Source organism: Methylobacterium guangdongense (assembly GCF_038442355.1).
In the GTDB taxonomy this organism is placed as follows: Bacteria; Pseudomonadota; Alphaproteobacteria; order Rhizobiales; family Beijerinckiaceae; genus Methylobacterium; species Methylobacterium guangdongense.
In genome coordinates this window covers 267,924-287,127 of sequence record NZ_JBBXMX010000002.1, presented here as the reverse complement: position 1 = coordinate 287,127, position 19,204 = coordinate 267,924, and the positions used below count along the sequence as shown (strand labels likewise).

Annotated in this window: 24 protein-coding genes; 15 read left to right on the top strand and 9 right to left on the bottom strand. The window is 68.0% G+C overall.

Annotated features, from left to right (window positions below; translation table 11 throughout):
- The first annotated feature begins 44 nt into the window (after positions 1-44).
- The 12 genes from AAHG09_RS05155 (at position 45) to AAHG09_RS05100 (ending at position 10,430) form a co-directional block, all read left to right on the top strand.
- A complete protein-coding gene (locus AAHG09_RS05155) occupies positions 45-1,214 on the top strand; it encodes a cysteine desulfurase family protein (protein ID WP_342105819.1) in 1,170 nt (389 codons plus the stop codon).
- Positions 1,215-1,282: 68 nt separating this feature from the next.
- Complete coding sequence (gene sufB, locus AAHG09_RS05150; protein WP_331315090.1) at positions 1,283-2,752, top strand: Fe-S cluster assembly protein SufB; 1,470 nt, start codon at positions 1,283-1,285, stop codon at positions 2,750-2,752.
- Between the two features lie 25 nt (positions 2,753-2,777).
- Positions 2,778-3,017, top strand: coding sequence for a cytoplasmic protein (locus AAHG09_RS05145; protein WP_342105818.1), 240 nt, complete (start codon positions 2,778-2,780; stop codon positions 3,015-3,017).
- Positions 3,018-3,032: 15 nt separating this feature from the next.
- Positions 3,033-3,785, top strand: coding sequence for a Fe-S cluster assembly ATPase SufC (sufC, locus tag AAHG09_RS05140; protein ID WP_342105817.1), 753 nt, complete (start codon positions 3,033-3,035; stop codon positions 3,783-3,785).
- Between the two features lie 3 nt (positions 3,786-3,788).
- Positions 3,789-5,111 carry a SufB/SufD family protein gene (locus AAHG09_RS05135; protein WP_342105816.1) on the top strand — a complete coding sequence of 441 codons (1,323 nt, stop codon included), beginning with the start codon at positions 3,789-3,791 and terminating at the stop codon, positions 5,109-5,111.
- Positions 5,112-5,276: 165 nt separating this feature from the next.
- Complete coding sequence (locus AAHG09_RS05130; RefSeq protein ID WP_342105815.1) at positions 5,277-6,521, top strand: cysteine desulfurase; 1,245 nt, start codon at positions 5,277-5,279, stop codon at positions 6,519-6,521.
- Between the two features lie 52 nt (positions 6,522-6,573).
- The gene (locus tag AAHG09_RS05125) at positions 6,574-6,957 is read left to right on the top strand and encodes an SUF system Fe-S cluster assembly protein (RefSeq protein ID WP_342105814.1); all 384 of its coding nucleotides are present in this window, start codon (positions 6,574-6,576) and stop codon (positions 6,955-6,957) included.
- A 173-nt stretch (positions 6,958-7,130) separates the two neighbouring features.
- Positions 7,131-7,472, top strand: coding sequence for a hypothetical protein (locus tag AAHG09_RS05120; RefSeq protein WP_342105813.1), 342 nt, complete (start codon positions 7,131-7,133; stop codon positions 7,470-7,472).
- A 311-nt stretch (positions 7,473-7,783) separates the two neighbouring features.
- Complete coding sequence (locus AAHG09_RS05115) at positions 7,784-8,095, top strand: hypothetical protein (protein ID WP_342105812.1); 312 nt, start codon at positions 7,784-7,786, stop codon at positions 8,093-8,095.
- Positions 8,096-8,259: 164 nt separating this feature from the next.
- Complete coding sequence (locus tag AAHG09_RS05110) at positions 8,260-8,571, top strand: hypothetical protein (RefSeq protein WP_342105811.1); 312 nt, start codon at positions 8,260-8,262, stop codon at positions 8,569-8,571.
- A 147-nt stretch (positions 8,572-8,718) separates the two neighbouring features.
- On the top strand, positions 8,719-9,654 hold the full coding sequence (locus AAHG09_RS05105) for an ABC transporter ATP-binding protein (RefSeq protein ID WP_342106212.1): 936 nt from the start codon (positions 8,719-8,721) through the stop codon (positions 9,652-9,654).
- Positions 9,655-9,668: 14 nt separating this feature from the next.
- Positions 9,669-10,430 carry an ABC transporter permease gene (locus tag AAHG09_RS05100; protein WP_412760000.1) on the top strand — a complete coding sequence of 254 codons (762 nt, stop codon included), beginning with the start codon at positions 9,669-9,671 and terminating at the stop codon, positions 10,428-10,430.
- 4 nt (positions 10,431-10,434) lie between these two features.
- Here the strand turns inward: AAHG09_RS05100 and AAHG09_RS05095 are convergent, their stop codons facing one another.
- Entirely contained in the window at positions 10,435-11,199 is a 765-nt protein-coding gene (locus AAHG09_RS05095; RefSeq protein WP_342105809.1) for an alpha/beta fold hydrolase, read from the bottom strand.
- Between the two features lie 117 nt (positions 11,200-11,316).
- Between AAHG09_RS05095 and AAHG09_RS05090 the strand changes: the two genes are divergently transcribed.
- Positions 11,317-12,159 carry an FkbM family methyltransferase gene (locus AAHG09_RS05090; RefSeq protein WP_342105808.1) on the top strand — a complete coding sequence of 281 codons (843 nt, stop codon included), beginning with the start codon at positions 11,317-11,319 and terminating at the stop codon, positions 12,157-12,159.
- Positions 12,160-12,172: 13 nt separating this feature from the next.
- Here the strand turns inward: AAHG09_RS05090 and AAHG09_RS05085 are convergent, their stop codons facing one another.
- Positions 12,173-12,772 carry a Uma2 family endonuclease gene (locus tag AAHG09_RS05085; protein WP_342105806.1) on the bottom strand — a complete coding sequence of 200 codons (600 nt, stop codon included), beginning with the start codon at positions 12,770-12,772 and terminating at the stop codon, positions 12,173-12,175.
- Positions 12,773-12,844: 72 nt separating this feature from the next.
- Positions 12,845-13,558 (bottom strand): DNA/RNA nuclease SfsA, encoded by a 714-nt coding sequence (gene sfsA / locus AAHG09_RS05080; RefSeq protein ID WP_342105804.1) that lies wholly within the window; start codon positions 13,556-13,558, stop codon positions 12,845-12,847.
- Positions 13,559-13,635: 77 nt separating this feature from the next.
- On the opposite strand from sfsA, the gene AAHG09_RS05075 reads away from it, so the two are divergent.
- Together AAHG09_RS05075 and AAHG09_RS05070 are read left to right on the top strand one after the other, a co-directional pair.
- Positions 13,636-14,376, top strand: a complete 741-nt coding sequence (locus AAHG09_RS05075) for a competence/damage-inducible protein A (RefSeq protein WP_342105803.1) — start codon at positions 13,636-13,638, stop codon at positions 14,374-14,376.
- A 46-nt stretch (positions 14,377-14,422) separates the two neighbouring features.
- On the top strand, positions 14,423-15,292 hold the full coding sequence (locus tag AAHG09_RS05070) for a formate/nitrite transporter family protein (RefSeq protein ID WP_342106209.1): 870 nt from the start codon (positions 14,423-14,425) through the stop codon (positions 15,290-15,292).
- Between the two features lie 310 nt (positions 15,293-15,602).
- Here the strand turns inward: AAHG09_RS05070 and AAHG09_RS05065 are convergent, their stop codons facing one another.
- The 6 genes from AAHG09_RS05065 to AAHG09_RS05040 all read right to left on the bottom strand — a co-directional run bounded on the left by AAHG09_RS05065 (position 15,603) and on the right by AAHG09_RS05040 (position 19,133).
- Positions 15,603-16,088: a F0F1 ATP synthase subunit B family protein gene (locus tag AAHG09_RS05065; protein WP_342106208.1), complete on the bottom strand. Its 486-nt coding sequence runs from the start codon at positions 16,086-16,088 to the stop codon at positions 15,603-15,605.
- A 17-nt stretch (positions 16,089-16,105) separates the two neighbouring features.
- The gene (locus AAHG09_RS05060) at positions 16,106-16,684 is read right to left on the bottom strand and encodes a F0F1 ATP synthase subunit B family protein (protein ID WP_342105802.1); all 579 of its coding nucleotides are present in this window, start codon (positions 16,682-16,684) and stop codon (positions 16,106-16,108) included.
- Between the two features lie 118 nt (positions 16,685-16,802).
- Positions 16,803-17,030 (bottom strand): F0F1 ATP synthase subunit C, encoded by a 228-nt coding sequence (locus AAHG09_RS05055; protein WP_007566773.1) that lies wholly within the window; start codon positions 17,028-17,030, stop codon positions 16,803-16,805.
- A 66-nt stretch (positions 17,031-17,096) separates the two neighbouring features.
- Positions 17,097-17,852 (bottom strand): F0F1 ATP synthase subunit A, encoded by a 756-nt coding sequence (locus AAHG09_RS05050; RefSeq protein WP_342105801.1) that lies wholly within the window; start codon positions 17,850-17,852, stop codon positions 17,097-17,099.
- A 72-nt stretch (positions 17,853-17,924) separates the two neighbouring features.
- Complete coding sequence (locus AAHG09_RS05045) at positions 17,925-18,299, bottom strand: AtpZ/AtpI family protein (protein ID WP_342105799.1); 375 nt, start codon at positions 18,297-18,299, stop codon at positions 17,925-17,927.
- Positions 18,300-18,488: 189 nt separating this feature from the next.
- The gene (locus AAHG09_RS05040; protein ID WP_342105797.1) at positions 18,489-19,133 is read right to left on the bottom strand and encodes a DsbA family protein; all 645 of its coding nucleotides are present in this window, start codon (positions 19,131-19,133) and stop codon (positions 18,489-18,491) included.
- Between the last annotated feature and the right edge of the window lie 71 nt (positions 19,134-19,204).

The window sequence follows — 19,204 nt, the reverse complement described above, 5'->3', positions numbered from 1 at the left end:
AAGGAATTGTGACGCGCTGCAGACGAGGATCGCACGGACTCTCGATGAACCGGGCACGCGCCTATCTCGATTATAACGCCACCGCCCCGGTCCGCCCGGCCGTCGCGGATGCGGTGGCGCGTGCGCTGATGCTGCCCGGCAACCCGTCCTCGATCCACGCGGAGGGTCGGGCTGCGCGGGCCGCGCTGGAGGCCGCCCGCGCCGAGGTCGCAACTCTGGTGGGCGCTCGGCCCGAACAGGTCGTGTTCACCAGCGGCGGGACCGAGGCGGCGAACGCGGTCCTGTCGGGCGATCTGCGCGGCCGCAAGCTGCCGGCCCCGACCCGGCTGCTGCACACGGCGACCGAGCATCCCTGCGTGGCGGCGGGCCACCGGTTCCTGGACGACGCGGTGGAACGGCTGCCGGTGACCGGCGATGGCCTGATCGATCTCGCCGTCCTGGAGGATCGCCTCGCCGCGCTGGCGGACGAGTCCGTGCTCCTCTCAGTCCACGCCGCCAACAACGAGACCGGCGCGGTGCAGCCGCTGGCCGCGATCGTCGCGCTGGCGCGGCCGCACGGTCGCACCCTGGTGCACAGCGACGCCGTTCAGGCCGTTGGAAAAATGCCCCTCGACATGGTGGCCCTCGGCCTCGATGTCCTGACCCTGTCAGGCCACAAATTCGCGGCGCCCAAGGGCGTCGGCGCGCTGGTGCTGGCCGAGGGCGTTAGCCTGGACAGCGCCTTCCTGCGCGGCGGCGGCCAGGAGCGGCGGCAGCGCTGCGGCACCGAGTGCCTGCCCGCCATCGTGGGCATGGGCGAGGCGGCCCGGATCGCCCGTGCGGCGATCGACCGGGAGGCGGCGCGGCTGTCCGCCCTACGCGACCGGATCGAGGCCGGCGTGCAAGCCTTGGCGCCCGATGCCGTGATCTTCGCGGCTGGGGCCCCGCGCTTGCCCAACACCCTGCACTTCTCGGTTCCGGGGCTCGACGCCCCGGCGGCCGTGATCGCCCTCGACCTCGCCGGCGTGGCGGTGTCGTCGGGCTCGGCCTGCTCGTCGGGCAAGGTCGCGCGCTCGGCGACGCTCGCCGCGATGGGCGTGGATGCGGATCTCGCCGGGGGGGCGCTGCGCGTCAGCCTCGGCTGGAACACGGTGGACGAGGATGTGACATGCTTCCTCGACGCCTTCGAACGGGCCTTGCAGCCCCTATATAGACGGCGAGGACAGGCGGCCTGAGCGCCGTCCCCCCGCTATCCGACAGACGCTTCCCGGTCCTTGACGCCGGTGATGCCTAGGAGACGCTGATGCCTGCCGTGCAGGAAACCATTGACCGGGTCCGCTCGATCGACCTCGACCAGTACAAGTACGGGTTCGAGACCACCATCGAGATGGAGAAGTCCGAGAAGGGCATCTCCGAGGACGTGGTGCGCTTCATCTCGGCCAAGAAGAACGAGCCGGCCTGGCTGCTGGAATGGCGCCTCGACGCCTACCGGCGCTGGCTGACCATGAAGGAGCCGGAGTGGGCGCGCGTCGCCTACGACAAGGTCGACTACAACGACATCTACTACTACGCGGCGCCCAAGCGTCCGGCCGCGATGTCGCTCGACGAGATCGATCCCGAGATCCTGAAGACCTACGAGAAGCTGGGCATCCCGCTCCGCGAGGTCGAGGTGCTGGAGGGCATCGCCCCCGAGCGCCGGGTCGCGGTCGATGCCGTGTTCGATTCCGTCTCGGTGGCCACCACCTTCAAGAAGGAACTCTCGAAGGCCGGCGTGATCTTCATGCCGATTTCCGAGGCCGTGCAGGAATATCCCGAGCTGGTGCAGAAGTATCTCGGCTCGGTCGTGCCGGCGACCGACAACTTCTTCGCGACGCTGAACTCGGCCGTGTTCTCGGACGGGTCGTTCGTCTACATCCCGCCGGGCGTTCGCTGCCCGATGGAGCTGTCGACCTACTTCCGCATCAACGAGCGCGACACCGGCCAGTTCGAGCGCACGCTGATCATCGCCGACAAGGGCTCCTACGTCTCGTATCTCGAGGGCTGCACCGCCCCGAAGCGCGACGACAACCAGCTCCACGCCGCGGTGGTCGAGCTCGTTGCGCTGGATGACGCCGAGATCAAGTACTCGACGGTCCAGAACTGGTACCCGGGCGACAACGAAGGCAAGGGCGGGATCTACAACTTCGTGACGAAGCGCGGCGATTGCCGCGGCGCCCGCTCGAAGATCTCGTGGACGCAGGTCGAGACCGGCTCGGCGATCACCTGGAAGTATCCGTCCTGCATCCTGCGCGGCGACGATTCCCGCGGCGAGTTCTACTCGATCGCGGTGTCGAACGGCATGCAGCAGGTCGATTCCGGCACCAAGATGATCCATCTCGGCAAGAACACGACGAGCCGGATCATCTCGAAGGGTATTTCCGCGGGACGCTCGCAGAACACCTATCGGGGCCTCGTCTCGGCGCACCGGAAGGCCAAGGGCGCGCGCAACTTCACGAACTGCGACTCCCTGCTGATCGGCGATCAGTGCGGCGCGCACACCGTGCCCTACATCGAGTCGAAGAACGCGTCGGCGGTGTTCGAGCACGAGGCCACCACCTCGAAGATCTCCGAGGAGCAGAAGTTCTACTGCCAGCAGCGCGGCCTCTCCGAGGAGGAGGCGACCGCGCTCATCGTCAACGGCTTCGTCCGGGACGTGCTGCAGCAGCTGCCCATGGAGTTCGCCGTCGAGGCCCAGAAGCTGATCTCGATCAGCCTTGAGGGCTCGGTGGGCTGAGGGCCTGGGCGGATTCGACGATGACGTGTTGCGGGCCGCGCATCGGCATGGCGCGCGGCACGCAGACGAGGTCAGGAGCAGCGTCCTGTGCGGATGCTTCTTCTGCCTCGAAGTTTTCGCGCCGGACGAGATCACGGGCTGGATCGCCGATGACGGCACCGCCCTCTGTCCCCGGTGCGGCATCGACGCGGTGATCGGCGATCTCTCCGGCTACCCGGCCGGGAACGCCGCGTTCCTGCGGGCGATGCGGGACGAATGGTTTTGAAGGACTTGGACTGACATGCTGGAAATCAAGAACCTCGTCGTGCAGATCGAGGACAACCGCATCCTGAACGGCCTCAACCTCACCGTGAAGGATGGCGAGGTCGCCGCCATCATGGGCCCGAACGGCTCGGGCAAGTCGACGCTCTCCTACGTCATCGCCGGCAAGGAGGACTATGAAGTCCTCGACGGCGAGATCCTGCTCGACGGCCACAACCTGTTGGAGATGGAGCCGGACGAGCGCGCCGCGGCCGGCGTGTTCCTGGCGTTCCAGTACCCGCTGGAGATCCCCGGCGTCGGCACCATGACCTTCCTCAAGGCCTGCCTGAACGCCCAGCGCAAGGCCCGCGGCGAGGGCGAGATCTCGACCCCCGACTTCATCCGCGCGGTCAACGCGGCGGCGGACCGGCTGGAGATCAACAAGGACATGCTCAAGCGCGCCCTCAACGTCGGTTTCTCCGGCGGCGAGAAGAAGCGCATGGAGATCCTCCAGATGGCGCTGCTGCAGCCGAAGTTCTGCGTGCTCGACGAGACCGATTCCGGCCTCGACATCGACGCCCTGCGCATCGTCTCCGAGGGCGTGAATGCCCTGCGCGGCCAGGGCCGCTCGTTCCTGGTGATCACCCACTACCAGCGGCTGCTGAACCACATCGTGCCGGACGTCGTGCACGTCATGTCGAAGGGCCAGATCGTGAAGACCGGCGGCAAGGAGCTCGCCCTGGAGCTCGAGGCCTCCGGCTACGCCGAATACCGCACCGGGGAGGCCGCCTAAGCCATGGCCGACGTCACGAACCTCCGCTCCCCCGCCGAGGCCGGCCTGTCGAAGCTGTTCGAGACCGCCCGCCAGAGCTTCGCCAGCGAGACCACGATCGCCCGCGAGGAGGCGTTCCGCTTCTTCGAGGCGACCGGCCTGCCGAGCCGCCGGGTCGAGGCGTTCAAGTACACGGACCTGCGCGCCGCCATCGCCGAGGCCGCCCCGCCCGCCGAGGCGCCGAGTCTCGACGCCGCCAAGGTGGCCGTCGCGCAGGCCAAGGGCTTTTCCGGACTCGAGGCCGCACGCCTGACCTTCGTGAACGGGCATCTCGTCCGCGAGCTGTCGGATCTCGACCGTATCCCGGCCGGCGTCACGGTCGTGCCGCTCAACGATGCCCTGAGCCAGGGTGACGACGCCCTGACCCAGCTCGCCCCCGTGCCGCAGGCCCGGGAGAACCCGGTCTACCAGCTCAACACCGCCTTCCTGGCGGACGGCGCGGTGATCCGGGTCGCCCCCGGCGCCAAGCCGGAGCAGCCGATCCACCTGCGCTTCGTCGGCACCGGCACCACGCCGTTCTCGACGGCGACCCGCGTGCTGGTCCAGCTGGGCGAGGGCGCGGAGTTCAGCCTGCTGGAGAGCCACGAGGGGCCGAACGGCCTCACCTGCCAGCCGAACGACGCCCTCGACGTGGTGGTCGGCCCGAAGGCCGCCTTCCGGCATACCCGCCTGAACATCGAGGGCGACGCCACCATCGCGCTCTCGACCCTGTCGTTGAAGGTCGAGGACGAGGGGCAGGTCGAGACCGTGAACCTCGTCACCGGGGCCGTGCTGTCGCGCCACCAGATCTACGTCCATGTCGCGGGCGAGGGCACGAACGTCGTCGTCAACGGCGCCGCCATGCTGCGCAAGGGTCAGCTCGCCGACTCGACGCTGCTCGCCGACCATGCGGCGGTCGGCGGCGTCGGCCGCGAGCAGTTCAAGTGGATCATCGACGGCGACGCCACCGGTGTGTTCCAGGGCAAGATCATCGTCCGTCAGGCCGCCCAGCAGACCGACGGCAAGATGAAGTCCGACTGCCTCCTCCTCACCGACGAGGGGCAGATGATGAACAAGCCGGAGCTGGAGATCTTCGCCGACGACGTCGCCTGCGGCCACGGGGCCACCTGCGGCGCGCCGGACGAGGATCTGCTGTTCTACCTGATGGCCCGCGGCCTGCCGCGCGCGACCGCCGAAAGCCTGCTGGTTCAGGCCTTCGTGGGCGAGGCGGTGGAGACGGTCACGCACGAGGGCGCCCGCGCGGTGCTGATCGGCGAGATCGAGGCCTGGCTGAAGGCGCGGGGCTAGCGCGACGCGCGCTCCTCCCCCCTGTGGGGAGGAGCCGGAGGTGGGGGTGGTTCGGAAGGCACCGTTGCGCTCGATCCTGCGCCACCCCCACCCCTGACCCCTCCCCACAAGGGGGAGGGGAACCCGTCCTCTTCGAAGGGAGGGCGTTGAAGTGAGTGAGAAGCGATGAACGCACCCGTCCTCACCCCCACCTACGACGTCGCGGCGATCCGGAAGGATTTTCCGATCCTGGCGCAGCAGGTCTACGGCAAACCGCTCGTCTACCTCGATAACGCCGCTTCATCGCAGAAGCCGCGTCAGGTCATCGACGCGATGGTGTCCTGCATGGAGACGGGCTACGCCAACGTCCATCGCGGCCTGCACTACATGGCGAATGCCGCCACCGAAGGCTTCGAAGGCGCCCGCGAGACCACGCGCCAGTTCCTCAACGCCGCCTCCACCGACGAGATCATCTTCACCCGCAACGCCACCGAGGCCTACAACCTCGTGGCCTCGTCGATGGGCTGGGGCGGCCTGATCGGGGAGGGGGACGAGATCATCCTCTCGATCATGGAGCACCACTCCAACATCGTGCCCTGGCACTTCCTGCGCGAGCGCCGCGGCGCCGTGATCAAGTGGGCGCCGGTGGACGACGAGGGCAACTTCCTCGTCGAAGAGTACGAGAAGCTGTTCTCGCCCCGCACCAAGATGGTGGCGATCACCCACATGTCGAACGTGCTCGGCACGGTGACGCCGGCCGCCGAGATCGTGCGCATCGCCCACGCCCACGGCGTGCCGGTGCTGCTCGACGGTGCCCAGAGCGCGGTGCATCAGTCCGTCGACGTCCGGGCGCTCGATTGCGACTTCTTCGTCTTCACCGGCCACAAGGTCTACGGGCCGACCGGGATCGGCGTACTCTACGGCAAGAAGGAATGGCTGGACCGGCTGCCGCCCTATCAGGGCGGCGGCGAGATGATCCGCACGGTCAGCGAGGACGCGATCAGCTACAACGATCCGCCGCACAAGTTCGAGGCCGGCACTCCCGCGATCATCGAGGCGGTGGGTCTCGGTGCGGCCCTCGAATACATGATGGCGCTCGGGCGCGACGCGATCGCCGCCCACGAGGCGAAGCTCACGGCCTACGCCCAGGAGCGGCTCGGCGCCATGAATTCCCTGCGGCTGATCGGTACGGCTGCGGGCAAGGGCGGCGTCATCGCCTTCGAGATGAAGGGCGCGCATGCCCACGACATCGCCACGGTGATCGACCGCCAGGGCGTGGCGGTGCGGGCAGGCACCCACTGCGCCATGCCGCTGCTCAACCGCTTCGGCGTCACCTCGACCTGCCGCGCCTCGTTCGGCCTGTACAACACGACGGACGAGATCGATGCCCTTGCCGAGGCGCTCGCCAAGGCAGAGATGCTGTTCACCTGATCCATGGGTTCGAGGCTGGCCCCGTCCGGACCCGTCCGAAGAGAGTGAAGCGATGACCACCGACGCCACCATCACGGGCGGCATGAACGCCCCCGCCGTCGCCGGCGATTCCGCGATCCCGCCGGCGGAGCTGGATCGCCTGACCGACGACATCGTCGCCGCGCTGAAGAGCGTGTACGACCCGGAGATTCCGGCCGACATCTACGAGCTCGGCCTGATCTACAAGGTCGACATCAGCGACGACCGGAAGGTCGCCATCGACATGACGCTCACGGCCCCGGGCTGCCCGGTGGCGGGCGAGATGCCCGGCTGGGTCGAGAACGCGGTGAGCGCCGTTTCGGGCGTCCAGTCCTGTTCGGTGACCATGGTGTTCGACCCGCCGTGGGATCAGAGCCGTATGTCGGACGAGGCCCGCGTCGCCCTCGACATGTGGTAGCGCGCGGTCGCGGAGCCTTGCGCCGCGGCTTGAAATCCGCGGCCGCGTCGATGCCGGCCTCAGCGCCGTGAGGCGATCGGCCGATCCATTAAGGGTGCGCTAACCATGCGGGCGCAGATCGGGACAGGCCGCTCCCGGAGCGGTCCTCCCCCCATCGCGCTCGGTAATATCGGATGGCTTCGGGCTACGTGATTGCGGCCTTGCTGGAGGCCGCAGGACTGATCGGTCTCGCGCTCGCCCTCATCAGGATACGGGCGGAACGGGAGGGGAAGGCCGCCGAGTTGCGGAGCTTTCTCCGCTCGGGTCAGAGCACTCTGGCGCCTCCCGACAGCGGCAGCGCGCGCCGCCGGTTCACCGCCGGGACCCGGGTGATCGCCATCCCCTACGCGACCAATTCCGGCCTTTCCTCCGGGCCGACCGGCCATTCGGCGGCCCGCTCCGCCCTTCAGCGCGCCATCGCGCGCAACGGTCAACGGTTCCAGGCCACGCGGGGCGTCCGACTCAGCGCAGGATGATGTCGAGGCCGCTGCCGAAAAGAACGACGGCGCTGAGCGTCAGCATGAACTTCAGGTCTTCGAGACGGGCGCTCATGATCGATTCTCGCTGAAGGGCAGCTGCATCGCCGCCTCACCACTGCATTACCAACTCATTAACGGAATTTCTGCGAGTCCTTTCAGCATCCGTTAGGGATTTACCGACGCTTTCCATTCGGTAAGGTTAGTGAAGTGCTAAGGGCTCGCTCGATCCGTTAAGGTGTTCTACGCGCGCCGACGTGGCCCGGCGGTGCGCCAGAGCACCGGCGCTCTCGCTCAGGACAAATGCCCCGATGGACCAGGGAAGGACCGGCGTGTTCGCCAAGACGGTCGATTGGCTGTTCCGGAACCGCAGCACCGGTGCGCTGACCATCGCGCAATGGCCAAATCTGCCGCTGTGGTTGTTCGGCGGGCTCTCGTTGGCCGGATGGGCAGCCCGGACGAACCCGCCCCTGGCCGACTGGCTCTCCATCGGGGCCGACCTTGCCCTGGCGTGGTGGGCACTCGATGAGCTGTTGCGCGGCGTCAATCCCTGGCGCAGGTTCCTCGGGGCCGCGACCCTGATCGGGCTCGCCGCGCTCATCACGCTTCGGCGAGCCGGTTGAACGGACAGCGATTCAACGCATCGTGCCGCGTTTGGGCGATGACTGAATTGGTGTGTTCCGGCAGGTCGGCAAAGCCTGCGCACCGGCCTCCCGGCGCCACGGCTCCGCTGTTTGCCGCGTTGTTCGACACCTAACGGTAGGTTGCACCGCCCGCGAATTTGTGGATGTTCGCGCCGGACGTCGGCACGTGCGTCCGATTGAGGGTTGGTGTTGAAGGCATCATGACGGACGCAGGGGGCTTCGATCCCAAAAGCGGCACGTCCTCCGCCGACGAGCGGGTGCGGCTGCTCGGACAGATTGCAGAGGCGTTGAAGATTCCGGTCTCGACCTTTCACGGCAGGGGCGGCACGAATGCTTTGTGCAACGGGCCTTCCGCCACGGAATGTGCAGCGCTCCTGGCGGCCTTCGCGCGGATCGACGACCCGGACCGCCGCAAGGAATGTCTCGCGATCGTGGAACGGTTCGGCAAACGGTGAGGGCCGGCGCGCCTGGCCGTGCGCCGGCGCACATGGGATTGGTCCAGACCGGGATTGCAGCGTGCTATAGCGCCGATCATCCCAGGGGCAGCACCCGTTACGCGCCGGTGCGCTACGACCCGGGTTCGCTCCCGTTCCGTTCAGGCCCTGATGCCGATCATCTCCATTTCGCAGCTGTCGAAGACTTATAAGTCCGGCTTCACGGCTCTGCGCGACATCAATCTCGCGATCGAGCCCGGGGAGATCTTCGCGCTGCTTGGCCCGAACGGGGCCGGGAAGTCGACGCTGATCAACATCGTCTGCGGCATCGTCACGCCGAGTTCCGGCACCGTGCTGGTCGACGGGCACGATATCGCCGGCGACTACCGCGCCGCGCGCCGGACCATCGGGCTCGTGCCGCAGGAACTCACCACCGACGCCTTCGAGACCGTACTCAACACAGTGAGCTTCTCCCGGGGCCTGTTCGGGCTGCGGCCGGATCCCGGCCATATCGAGCGGATCCTGCGGGCGCTCTCTCTCTGGGACAAACGCGACAGCCGGTTGATGACCCTGTCGGGCGGCATGAAGCGCCGGGTTCTGATCGCCAAGGCCCTGTCGCACGAGCCCCGGGTGCTGTTCCTCGACGAGCCGACCGCGGGCGTCGACGTCGAGCTGCGCCAGGACATGTGGCGCCTCGTGCGCGAGCTGCGCCAGCAGGGGGTCACCGTCATCCTCACCACCCACTACATCGAGGAGGCGGAGGAGATGGCCGACCGCATCGGCGTGATCCGCCGGGGCGAGATCATCCTCGTGGAGGAGAAGGCCGCGCTGATGCGCAAGCTCGGGCGCAAGCAGCTCACGCTGCATCTCCAGCAGCCGATCGCGAGCGTTCCGCCGGACCTCGGCGATTACGAGCTGGCCCTGGCGGGCGACGGCCGCGAACTGGTCTACACCTACGACACGCGGGCCGAGCGCACGGGCATCACCGGGCTGCTCACCGGGCTCGCCGCGGCGGGTATCCGCTTCAACGACCTGCACACCGAGCAGAGTTCGCTGGAGGACATCTTCGTGGGCCTCGTGCGCGAGGAAGGAGCCCAGGCATGAACGCAGCCTCCAGCATGAACTGGCCGGCGGTACGGGCGATCTACCGGTTCGAGATGGGGCGGTTCTGGCGCACCGCCGGGCAGAGCATCCTGGCCCCGGTGATCTCGACCACCCTGTACTTCGTGGTGTTCGGCGCCGCGATCGGCTCGCGGGTGACGGCAGTCGACGGTGTGCCCTACGGGCTGTTCATCGTGCCGGGCCTGATCATGCTCTCGCTCCTGACGCAGAGCATCTCCAACGCCTCGTTCGGCATCTACTTCCCGCGTTTTGCCGGCACGATCTACGAGATCCTGTCGGCGCCGATCTCGCCGCTCGAGGTCGTCCTGGGCTTCGTGGGCGCGGCGGCCTCCAAGTCGATCCTGATCGGCCTGATCATCCTGGCGACCTCGGCGCTGTTCGTGCCGCTGCGGATCGACCACCCGCTCTGGATGATCGGCTTCCTGCTGCTCACCGCGGTGACGTTCAGCCTGTTCGGCTTCGTGATCGGGCTCTGGGCGGACGGGTTCGAGAAGCTGCAGCTGGTGCCGCTTCTCGTGGTGACGCCGCTGACCTTCCTGGGCGGCAGTTTCTACGCGATCGGCATGCTGCCGCCGTTCTGGCACGCGGTGAGCCTGCTCAACCCGGTCGTGTACCTGATCAGCGGCTTCCGCTGGGCTTTCTTCGGCAAGGCCGACGTCAACATCGCGATCAGCCTGGGCATGACCGCGTTGTTCCTAGTGATCTGCCTCGGCCTCGTCACCTACATCTTCCGCACGGGATACCGGCTGAAGAGCTGATCGGTCAGGGCTGCGCCGCCAGGAACGCCAGCACGCCATCCCGGTGCGGCTTCGCGCCGACCGCGGTGGAGTGATCCTTGCCCTCGATCTCGAGCGCCCGCGCATCCGGGATCAGGGCGGCGAGCCCCGGGCCGGAGCCCGCCACCGTGTCGAGGGTTCCGACCGAGACCAGCACCGGCACCTCGATCTGCCCGAGTTCCGCCCGGCTCAGCGTCTGGCGCGAGCCGCGCATGCAGGCGGCGAGCGCCCGCAGATCGCTCCGCGTCTGCTCGGCGAACATGCGGAAGGCGGCGGCCGTCGGATTCGGTGCCGGGGTCCCGGCCGGCGCCTCCAGGGCTTCGGCGATGCCGGACGGCAGACCCTTGCCCTCGACGAGGTGCATGCCGAGACCGCCGATCAGCGCGGCACGGACCCGGTCGGCGTGGTCGAGGGCGATATGCGCCGTGATCCGCCCGCCCATCGAGTAGCCCATCACGTGGGCGCGTTCGATGCCGAGATGGTCGAGCAGCCGGATCGCGTCGCCCGCCATCGCCTCAGAGCTGTAGGCGGCCGGATCGTAGAGCTTCTCGCTCTCGCCATGGCCGCGATTGTCCAAGGCGATCGCCCGGTAGCCGGCCTGGGTCAGAGCCTTCACCCACTGGGTGTTGACCCAGTTGACCGCGTGATTCGACGCGAAGCCATGGATCAGCAGGATCGGCGTGCCGGCCCCGTCGGCGGGCGGGACATCGATGTAGGCGATCCGCACGCCGTCGGAATTGAAGGACTCCATGCCGGGCAACCGATGCTCCTCGAAACTCGGCCCCCGCTTAGACCACGCGGGCTTGCCGGGGCAACGCATCGCGATCGGCTTGCGGGTCGGTGCGTCGGCTGGCAAACCGCCCCGGTCATGACGGACACCCAGCCCTACGGCACCTACGAACCCTCTGGTCTCGTGGCGGCGATCACCCGCCGCACGAGCCGGATCCCGGCCGGATCCTGGTACGGGCGGCGCCTCGCCCTGTTCCTGCGGCGGATCGCGATCTCGCGCCTTCGCGGCAAGCCCCTCGACGTGACCCGCTACGGGGCACGGATGCGGCTGCACCCGTACAACAACAATTGCGAGAAGAAGGTGCTGTTCACGCCGCAGTTCTTCGATCCCGAGGAGCGGGCGCTGCTCCAGGAGCGCCTGCCCAAGGACTGCGTCTTCCTCGATATCGGCGCCAATATCGGCGCCTACGCCCTGTGCGTCGCCGCCTTCTCGGGACGGGAAGCCCGGATCGTTGCGGTGGAGCCGCAGCCCGACGTGTTCAACCGCCTGACCTACAACATCGCCCAGAACCCGTTTCACACGGTCAAGGCGGTCGCCTGCGCGGTGGCCGACAAGGCCGGCGAGCTGACCCTGTTCATCGATCCCCGCAACCGCGGCGAATCGAGCCTGCGGATCGTCGGCACCAACGAGGGCGCGCGGATCACCGTACCGGCGATGACCCTCCTCGACCTCCTCCGCAGCGAGGGCCTGACCCGGGTCGACGCGGTGAAGCTCGATGTCGAGGGCGCCGAGGATCTGATCCTGGAGCCATTCCTGCGCGAGGCGCCGGACACGCTCCTGCCGCGCTTCCTGCTGATCGAGAACGGCACCGGCCAGTGGCAGATCGACCTGCCCCAGCACCTGGAGGGCTACGGCTATCGCGAGATCTCGCGATCCCGGCTGAATTTGGTGTTCGAGCGCCGCGCCGCCAGGCAGGCGTGAGAGGTCGTGCCGCTCACGCCCAGCGGCGCGGATCGAGATGCGTGTCGGTGTAGATTTCGGCGAGCGTGCAGATGGGGCCGAGATCGCCCAGCACCAGCGCATCGTCCGGCCCGGTCAAAGTCCTTGACGCCCAGGATCCGGCCGCGCCCCGCTCGTGCAGCGTCACCGCCAGCCGGTCCTGATCCGCGATCACGATGAAGCGGTTGTGCGGATGCGCTCGGTAGAAGCCGAGTTTGCTCTCGAGGATCCGGCCGCGGTCGCTGGCCGACGGCACCTCCATCACGAGGTAGAAGCGGTCCGCGAAGGTCCGTTCCGTGTCGGTCAGCGCATCGATGACCGTCACCTCGGGCTCCGGCCGATACCGGGAGGCATCCGACACCTCGATGCCGACCTCCCGGTCCGCGCGCCACGCGGGTCTAAGGCGGCGGAGCGCCGCATTGAGATGCCGCTCGAAATTGCTTGCGATCCGCTGATGCGCGATTCTCGGGGCGGCCGATTGCACCGCGATACCCTCGATCAGTTCCCATCGCTCGTCGTCCGGGCGCGCTTCGAGGAAGGCGCGGAACGCGGCCACGTCGTAGAGACGATCCTCAAGCTGCGCAGCGTCGGCCATCGGGCTTGCTCAGATCCGCGGCGATTCCGCCTCCGGGCTAACATATCCGCAGCGATGGAGCCATGAACCGGATTACGGCGGCGTGATCACCGGGATCTCCTCCGCGATCGCGACGCCCGCCGGCTCGACCGCGCAGCGATAGGCGCAGACCTCGACGCCCGCGACGCGCGCCTCCCGAAAGGCCCGGTCGAAGGCCGGATCGATGTCCCGCGCGACATCGAACGCCGCCGCCTGCATCTGCACCACGATGACGACCAAAGCCCGGCCGCCCTCCGCCACCACCTGGGCGAGGTCGCGCATGTGCCGGGCGCTGCGGGCGGCGGTGCAATCCGGGAACTCCGCGAGGCCGGCCTGGCGCATCAGGTGGCAGTTCTTGACCTCGACGTGGCACGGCCCGCGCCCGCCACCGCGCGCGACGAAATCGACCCGGCTCGCCTGCGCGTAGCGAACCTCCGGCTTCAGCACGTCGTATCCGGCCAATGCCGGGATCGCGCCGGAACGAAAAGCCTCGGCCACCAGGGCGTTCGGACGCAGGGTGTTGAGGCCGACCCATTGCGGCCCGCCCGGCAGGTCGGCCTCGACCAACTCCCAGGTCAGCGGCAGCTTGCGCGTCGGATTGGCCGAGCGGGACAGCAGCACCCGCGCCCCAGGCGTGTTGAGGCCGAGCATCGCCCCCGGATTGGGGCAATGCGCGGTGACGACGCCTTCTGACGTCTCGATATCGGCCAGGAAGCGCTTGTAGCGGTGGACCAGCCGTCCCGGCAGGAGCGGCGCGGCGAACTGCATGGCATCCTCGGCATTGTCGTAGTCGGGCGAGCGTGTCGCGCTATCTGCCCGCGCGATCCCCTCGACGCCAGAGACCCATGGACCAGCCTTCCGAATCCGTCACCGCCGCCATCCTCGTGATCGGCGATGAGATCCTCTCGGGTCGCACCAAGGACAAGAATATCGGCACCATCGCCGACTTCCTCACCGCGGCCGGCATCGACCTGCGTGAGGTACGGATCGTCCCGGACGAGCCCGACATGATCGTCGAGGCGGTCAATGCCCTGCGTGCCCGCTACACCTACCTGTTCACCACCGGCGGCATCGGCCCGACTCACGACGACATCACGGCGGATTGCGTCGCCCAGGCCTTCGGGGTCGGCATCGACGTCGATGAGCGCGCCCGGGCTATGCTGCTGGAGCGGCACAAGCCGGAGGATCTGAACGAGGCGCGCCTGCGCATGGCGCGGATCCCGTTCGGGGCCGACCTGATCGCCAACTCGGTCTCGAAGGCGCCGGGCTTCCGGATCGGCAACGTCCACGTGATGGCGGGCGTGCCGAGCATCATGCAGGCGATGCTCGATTCGATCGCCCCGACCCTCAAGGGGGGCGCCGCGATGCTGTCCGAGACGATCGAGGCGAAAAACCTACCCGAGGGCAACTATGCCGGCGACCTCGGCGCGATCGCCAAGGAACGGCCGAAGGTCTCGATCGGCTCCTACCCGGCGATGACGCCGGAGGGTTTTCGCAATCGGATCGTGGTGCGCAGCCGGGATCCGGAGGCGCTCGCCGAGGCGCGCAGCGCCGTCGAAGCCCTGCTGGCGCGGCTGACGGCCTGACTCACGACCATCCGATCATCACGAGTTGCGTAGCGGGGCCGAGCGGATGGTGCGGGATAAGAACAAGCGGGCCGAGCAGGAGGCTCGGCGCGACGAGTTGCTGAAGGAAGTCTCCGAGATCGGCCGGCCGGACGCCTACGTGCTGCACGAAGTCATCCGGCTCGAAGGCGACGAGGAGTTGCGGCGCCACGGCCTCGCGCTGTTCCTGTCGGCCTTCGCGGCGGGCTTGAGCATCGCCCTGTCGTTGATCGTGCCCGGCGTCCTGCGCAGCCACCTGCCGGAGACCGACTGGGCGAAGATCGTGAGCTCGATGGGCTACGCGGTCGGATTCCTCGTCGTGGTCCTCGGGCGGCAGCAGCTCTTCACCGAGAACACGATCACGCCGGTCCTGCCGCTGCTGCACGACCGCTCGGTGAAGACGGCGGTGCGGGTCGTCCGGCTCTGGGCGATCGTCCTGTCGGGCAACATCCTGGGAACGCTGGTGATCGCGGCGTTGCTCGCCCATTCCGGGGCCTTCGAGCCGCCGGTGCTCAAGGCCTTTGCCGAGATCAGCCACGACGCCATCGCCCACAGCTTCTGGTCGACATTCACCAAGGCGGTCTTCGCCGGGTGGATGATCGCCCTGATGGTGTGGTTCCTGCCGGCAACCGCCAGCGCGGCGCCCTTCGTGATCCTTCTGATGACGTGGCTGGTGGCGCTCTGCAGCCTCGCCCACATTGTCGCCGGATCGGTGGAGGCCTTCTACCTCGTGGTCACCGACGCCGCCTCGATGAGCGATTACGGATTCAAGTTCTTCCTGCCGACCCTGCTCGGCAACACCTTCGGCGGCGCGGCCCTCGTGGCGGTTCTGAATTACGGGCAGGTGGCGCCCGAGGTGGAGGAGACCAAGGCGGTCGAGGGCGAACGGCCCGATTGAGAGGGGCCGGCCAGTCGCGCTTCACGGCCGGGCTGATCGGGTGCTGGCGATCCAACAGACCGTGCGTCAGCTGAGCCGAGGACTCGTTCGAGAGACCGCCGCCGACGCGACCGATCCGCGCTTGGACCGCGGTGCATCCCCGTGCCCACACAGTCGGGGATGTCGTTCAGGCCGCCGATGTTCGCGGCCGGACGGGCTGTTCGTCAGAGCGTCCGCGGCAACGGCATCCCGGTCCGCCCGCTCGCGATACCGCAGGCCCCCAAATAAAAAAGCCGCCCGGAGGCGGCTTCTCGATGCGTGATCGGCCGGATCAGGACCGCAGGCGGGTCCGGACCTCGCCGAGGCTCGCGCGGATCAGGCTCTGGGCGGCCTCGCCCTGTAGCCGCTCCCGCAGGATCGTCTCAGACACCTTCACGGCAGCCTCGGCGGCAGCGGCGCGCACCTGGGCCTCGGCCTGCGCCTCGGCCTGGGCGATCTTGGTCTCGGCGGCCTTGGTGCGGCGCGCCAGGAAGTCGTCGAGCTTGCGGTGCCCTTCCTCGGCGGCGCGCTGGGCCTCCTCGCGGGCGCTGGCGACGATCGACTCCGCCTCCTTCTCGGCCTCGGTGCGGCGGCGCTTGTAATCGGCCAGCACGGCGGCGGCTTCCTCGCGCAGGCGCTTGGCCTCGTCGAGTTCGTTGCGGACGCGCTTGGCGCGGCCGTCCAACCCCTTGGTCATCGCCGAGAAGGCGCCGACCTTCCAGGCGATGGCCATGAAGATGACGAACGCGACGGCGACCCAGAATTCGGCTTCGAGCAGCATCGTTGGGGTCCCGTCTAGTGTGCGGTGGCGTCGAGGGCGCGGTCGAGGGTCGCCCGGTCGGGGGCCTGACCCGTCAGACGCTCGACGATCGCCGAGGCGGCCTCGCCCGCGATGGAGCGGACATTGCCCATGGCGGCCTCGGTCCGCTGGCGGATCGTCGCCTCGGAGGCAGCGAGCTTGGCGTTCAGCTGCTCCTCAAGCGCCTTGCGCTTGGTGTCGGCCTCGGCGGCCAGTTCGTTGCGGGTGGTCTGCGCGATGTCGCGCGCCTTGCCCTGGGCATCGCGCAGGGCCGTCTCGAAGGCGACGCCCGCGGCATCGGCCTCGGTCTTCATCGCCTGCGCCTGATCGAGATCGGCGCGCAGCCGCTCGGCCCGGGCGTGCAGGATCGACTGGATGCGCGGCAGCGCGATCTTGTCCATCAGGTAGTAGAGGAGGCCGAAGGCCAGGGCGAGCCAGATCAGCTGCGCCAGGAAGCCGTGGGTCTCGAAGGGCGGGAAGGCGCCGGTATGCGCTTCCGCGTGCTCAGTATGGCCCGGCACGATCTGCGTGTCGGCGCCCGGAGGCGGCGTGGTGAGGGGATTGGGCTGCGCCATGGGACCGCTACACTGACACCGTTCGCTGAGGCCACCGCGGGGCGGTGACGGACGAAGGCGGGCGCCCCATCACGGAGCGCCCACCGATTGACCGGGAGGCCGAGACCTCCAGCGCCGATCAGACGGCGAAGAGCAGCAGCAGCGCGATCAGCAGCGAGAAGATGCCGAGCGCCTCGGTGAGGGCGAAGCCCAGGAGCAGGGTGGCGCGCTGCCCGTCGGCGGCGGACGGGTTGCGAAGGGCGCCGGCGAGGAACTGACCGAACAGGTTGCCGAGGCCGATGCCCGCACCCGCCATGCCGAGGCAGGCGAGGCCGGCGCCGATGTACTTCGCAGCGACGGGATCCATGATAACTCCTAGGGTCTCTTCAGATCGAAACGTGCTTTGACGTTTGCGGCGGGTGGAGCCGGCCGATCAGTGGCCGGGGTGAAGGGCGTCGTTGAGGTAGATCGCCGTCAGCGTCGCGAAGACGTAGGCCTGCAGCGCCGCAACGAGGAACTCGAGGGCGGTCAGCGCGATCGTCAGGAACAGCGGAAGCGGCGATAGCACGCTCCAGGCACCCGCGAGAAGAAGCTGGACCACGAAGAACGCGAAGATCTTCATCGCGATGTGACCGGCCAGCATGTTCGCGAACAGACGGACCGACAGGCTGATCGGGCGCGAGATGAACGAGATGATCTCGATCGGCACCAGGATCGCCAGCAGCGGCTTCGGCACGCCCGACGGCACGAACAGGCCGAAGAAGTGGGTGCCGTGCTTCATCACGCCGAAGATCACCACGGTGGAGATCACCAGCGCGGCCAGCCCGAAGGTGACGATCAGGTGGCTGGTCACCGCGAAGCTGTAGGGGATCATCCCGAACAGGTTCAGGATCAGCACGAACATGAAGAGCGAGAAGACCAGCGGCATGAAGCGCTTGCCGCCGTCGCCAGTCGCCTGGTGCAGCGTATCGGCGATGAATTCGTAGAAGATCTCAGCCAGCGACTGCATCCGGCCCGGCACGATCGAGCGCGAGGACGTCGCCACGATGGTGATCAGCGCGATCACGCCCACGGCGGCGAACATGTACAGGGCGGACTGGGTGAACGCGAGCTGCTGATGGCCGATATGGCCGAGCGACACGAGCGGCTTCAGCTCGAACTGCTCGATCGGGTCGATCGTGACCGCCATTCCCGCTCCCGCCCTTCTTGTCCGACGCACCGGCTCCTGCCGGCCGCCTCGATTGTCCCTGACCGGCGCGCCTTATGGCTCCTGCCGGTCGCGCCGCTCCGGACGCGCGCCGGAGAAACCCGACACCCGCATCACGTTGTAGACCCCCGCGACGAACCCGAGCATCAGAAGGACGATCAAGCCCCAGGGTTTGGTCCCGAAGACATGATCGACGATCCAGCCGAGTATGCCCCCCGCGATCACGCCAGCGACGAACTCCGTGGAGAGCGTCATGGCCTGGCCCAGCGCGGATGACCCGTTGGTCCGAGGGCGCGTGGAAGGATCGGCAGCAGCCTGCGGCCGCTTCCGTTCGATCTGCGTCTCGAGACGTCTGAGCCTCGCGGAGAGTTCGCTGTCCGTCGGCGTCCCCTCGGTCCCGTTCCCGCCCCGCGCGTCGTCGCCGTTCACGGCTCAAAACTCACAGGGTGGGAGGATCCGAAACCGGCTGGACGCCCCCAGCAAGCGGCCGCACCATAGTTTCGCCTATCTTGAGTGTCAAGGCGAAGCCCATACATGGTAAGCCGTTGATTTTGTTCTGGTATTCCAGTCTTGGCCGCTTCTGCTGCGTGGTGCTTCGCAGACGCGGCGGCCGGGCGCTCAGGCCCCGATGATCGGCTTGATCACCTTCTCCATGCCCTCGACCGTCATCTCGCCGGTATAGCGCTCGCCGTTGATGAAGAAAGTCGGCGTGGAATCGACCTTGAACACGTCGAGTCCGCGCTGCTTCACGGCGTTGACCCCGGCGTAGATCTTCTGGTCCTTCAGGCAGGCCTCGAAGGTCTGCTTGGTGTAGCCGGCCTGCCGCAGCATCTGCTCCAGCGCGTCCACCGGCTTCGGGGTGAAGGCCCAGGCCGGCTGCTGGTCGAACAGCAGATCGGTGATCGGGTAATATTTGGAATCGCCCTCGCAGCGCGCCAGCATGAAGGCCGCCGTCGCCAGCGGATCGAGCGGGAACTCGCGCAGGGTGAAGCGCACCTTGCCGGTGTCGATGTACCGCTCCTTCAGCGTCGGCCACGTGTTGCGGTGGAAGGCGGCACAGTGCGAGCAGGTCATCGAGGCGTATTCGATGATCGTGCACTTGGCATCCGCCGGCCCGAGCCAGACATCGCCGAGCGGGCCCGGCTGCATCAGGGCGGCGACGTCGGAGCCCTGGGCCCGTGCGCCGCGCGACAGGTAAGGCAGGGCGAGGCCGGCGCCGAGGGCGAGGCCGGAGAGTTTGAGAGCGTCGCGTCGCGTCGTCATCGGGCAGGCTCCGCCGAAGAGACCAGGTTGGCGTCGCATGCCGGTACTCGGGCGCGGCCCTCCTGGCAAGG

Coding starts and splice junctions, on each gene's coding strand:
- AAHG09_RS05110 (WP_342105811.1), top strand. CDS start 8,260: ATGTTCGCGCCGGACGTCGGCACGTGCGTCCGATTGAGGGTTGGTGTT.
- AAHG09_RS05135 (WP_342105816.1), top strand. CDS start 3,789: ATGGCCGACGTCACGAACCTCCGCTCCCCCGCCGAGGCCGGCCTGTCG.
- AAHG09_RS05115 (WP_342105812.1), top strand. CDS start 7,784: ATGGACCAGGGAAGGACCGGCGTGTTCGCCAAGACGGTCGATTGGCTG.
- sufC (WP_342105817.1), top strand. CDS start 3,033: ATGCTGGAAATCAAGAACCTCGTCGTGCAGATCGAGGACAACCGCATC.
- AAHG09_RS05050 (WP_342105801.1), bottom strand. CDS start 17,852: ATGGCGGTCACGATCGACCCGATCGAGCAGTTCGAGCTGAAGCCGCTC.
- AAHG09_RS05120 (WP_342105813.1), top strand. CDS start 7,131: ATGGCTTCGGGCTACGTGATTGCGGCCTTGCTGGAGGCCGCAGGACTG.
- AAHG09_RS05055 (WP_007566773.1), bottom strand. CDS start 17,030: ATGGATCCCGTCGCTGCGAAGTACATCGGCGCCGGCCTCGCCTGCCTC.
- AAHG09_RS05090 (WP_342105808.1), top strand. CDS start 11,317: ATGACGGACACCCAGCCCTACGGCACCTACGAACCCTCTGGTCTCGTG.
- AAHG09_RS05085 (WP_342105806.1), bottom strand. CDS start 12,772: ATGGCCGACGCTGCGCAGCTTGAGGATCGTCTCTACGACGTGGCCGCG.
- AAHG09_RS05155 (WP_342105819.1), top strand. CDS start 45: ATGAACCGGGCACGCGCCTATCTCGATTATAACGCCACCGCCCCGGTC.
- AAHG09_RS05125 (WP_342105814.1), top strand. CDS start 6,574: ATGACCACCGACGCCACCATCACGGGCGGCATGAACGCCCCCGCCGTC.
- AAHG09_RS05070 (WP_342106209.1), top strand. CDS start 14,423: ATGGTGCGGGATAAGAACAAGCGGGCCGAGCAGGAGGCTCGGCGCGAC.
- AAHG09_RS05130 (WP_342105815.1), top strand. CDS start 5,277: ATGAACGCACCCGTCCTCACCCCCACCTACGACGTCGCGGCGATCCGG.
- AAHG09_RS05095 (WP_342105809.1), bottom strand. CDS start 11,199: ATGGAGTCCTTCAATTCCGACGGCGTGCGGATCGCCTACATCGATGTC.
- sfsA (WP_342105804.1), bottom strand. CDS start 13,558: ATGCAGTTCGCCGCGCCGCTCCTGCCGGGACGGCTGGTCCACCGCTAC.
- AAHG09_RS05075 (WP_342105803.1), top strand. CDS start 13,636: ATGGACCAGCCTTCCGAATCCGTCACCGCCGCCATCCTCGTGATCGGC.
- AAHG09_RS05040 (WP_342105797.1), bottom strand. CDS start 19,133: ATGACGACGCGACGCGACGCTCTCAAACTCTCCGGCCTCGCCCTCGGC.
- AAHG09_RS05060 (WP_342105802.1), bottom strand. CDS start 16,684: ATGGCGCAGCCCAATCCCCTCACCACGCCGCCTCCGGGCGCCGACACG.
- AAHG09_RS05100 (WP_412760000.1), top strand. CDS start 9,669: ATGAACTGGCCGGCGGTACGGGCGATCTACCGGTTCGAGATGGGGCGG.
- sufB (WP_331315090.1), top strand. CDS start 1,283: ATGCCTGCCGTGCAGGAAACCATTGACCGGGTCCGCTCGATCGACCTC.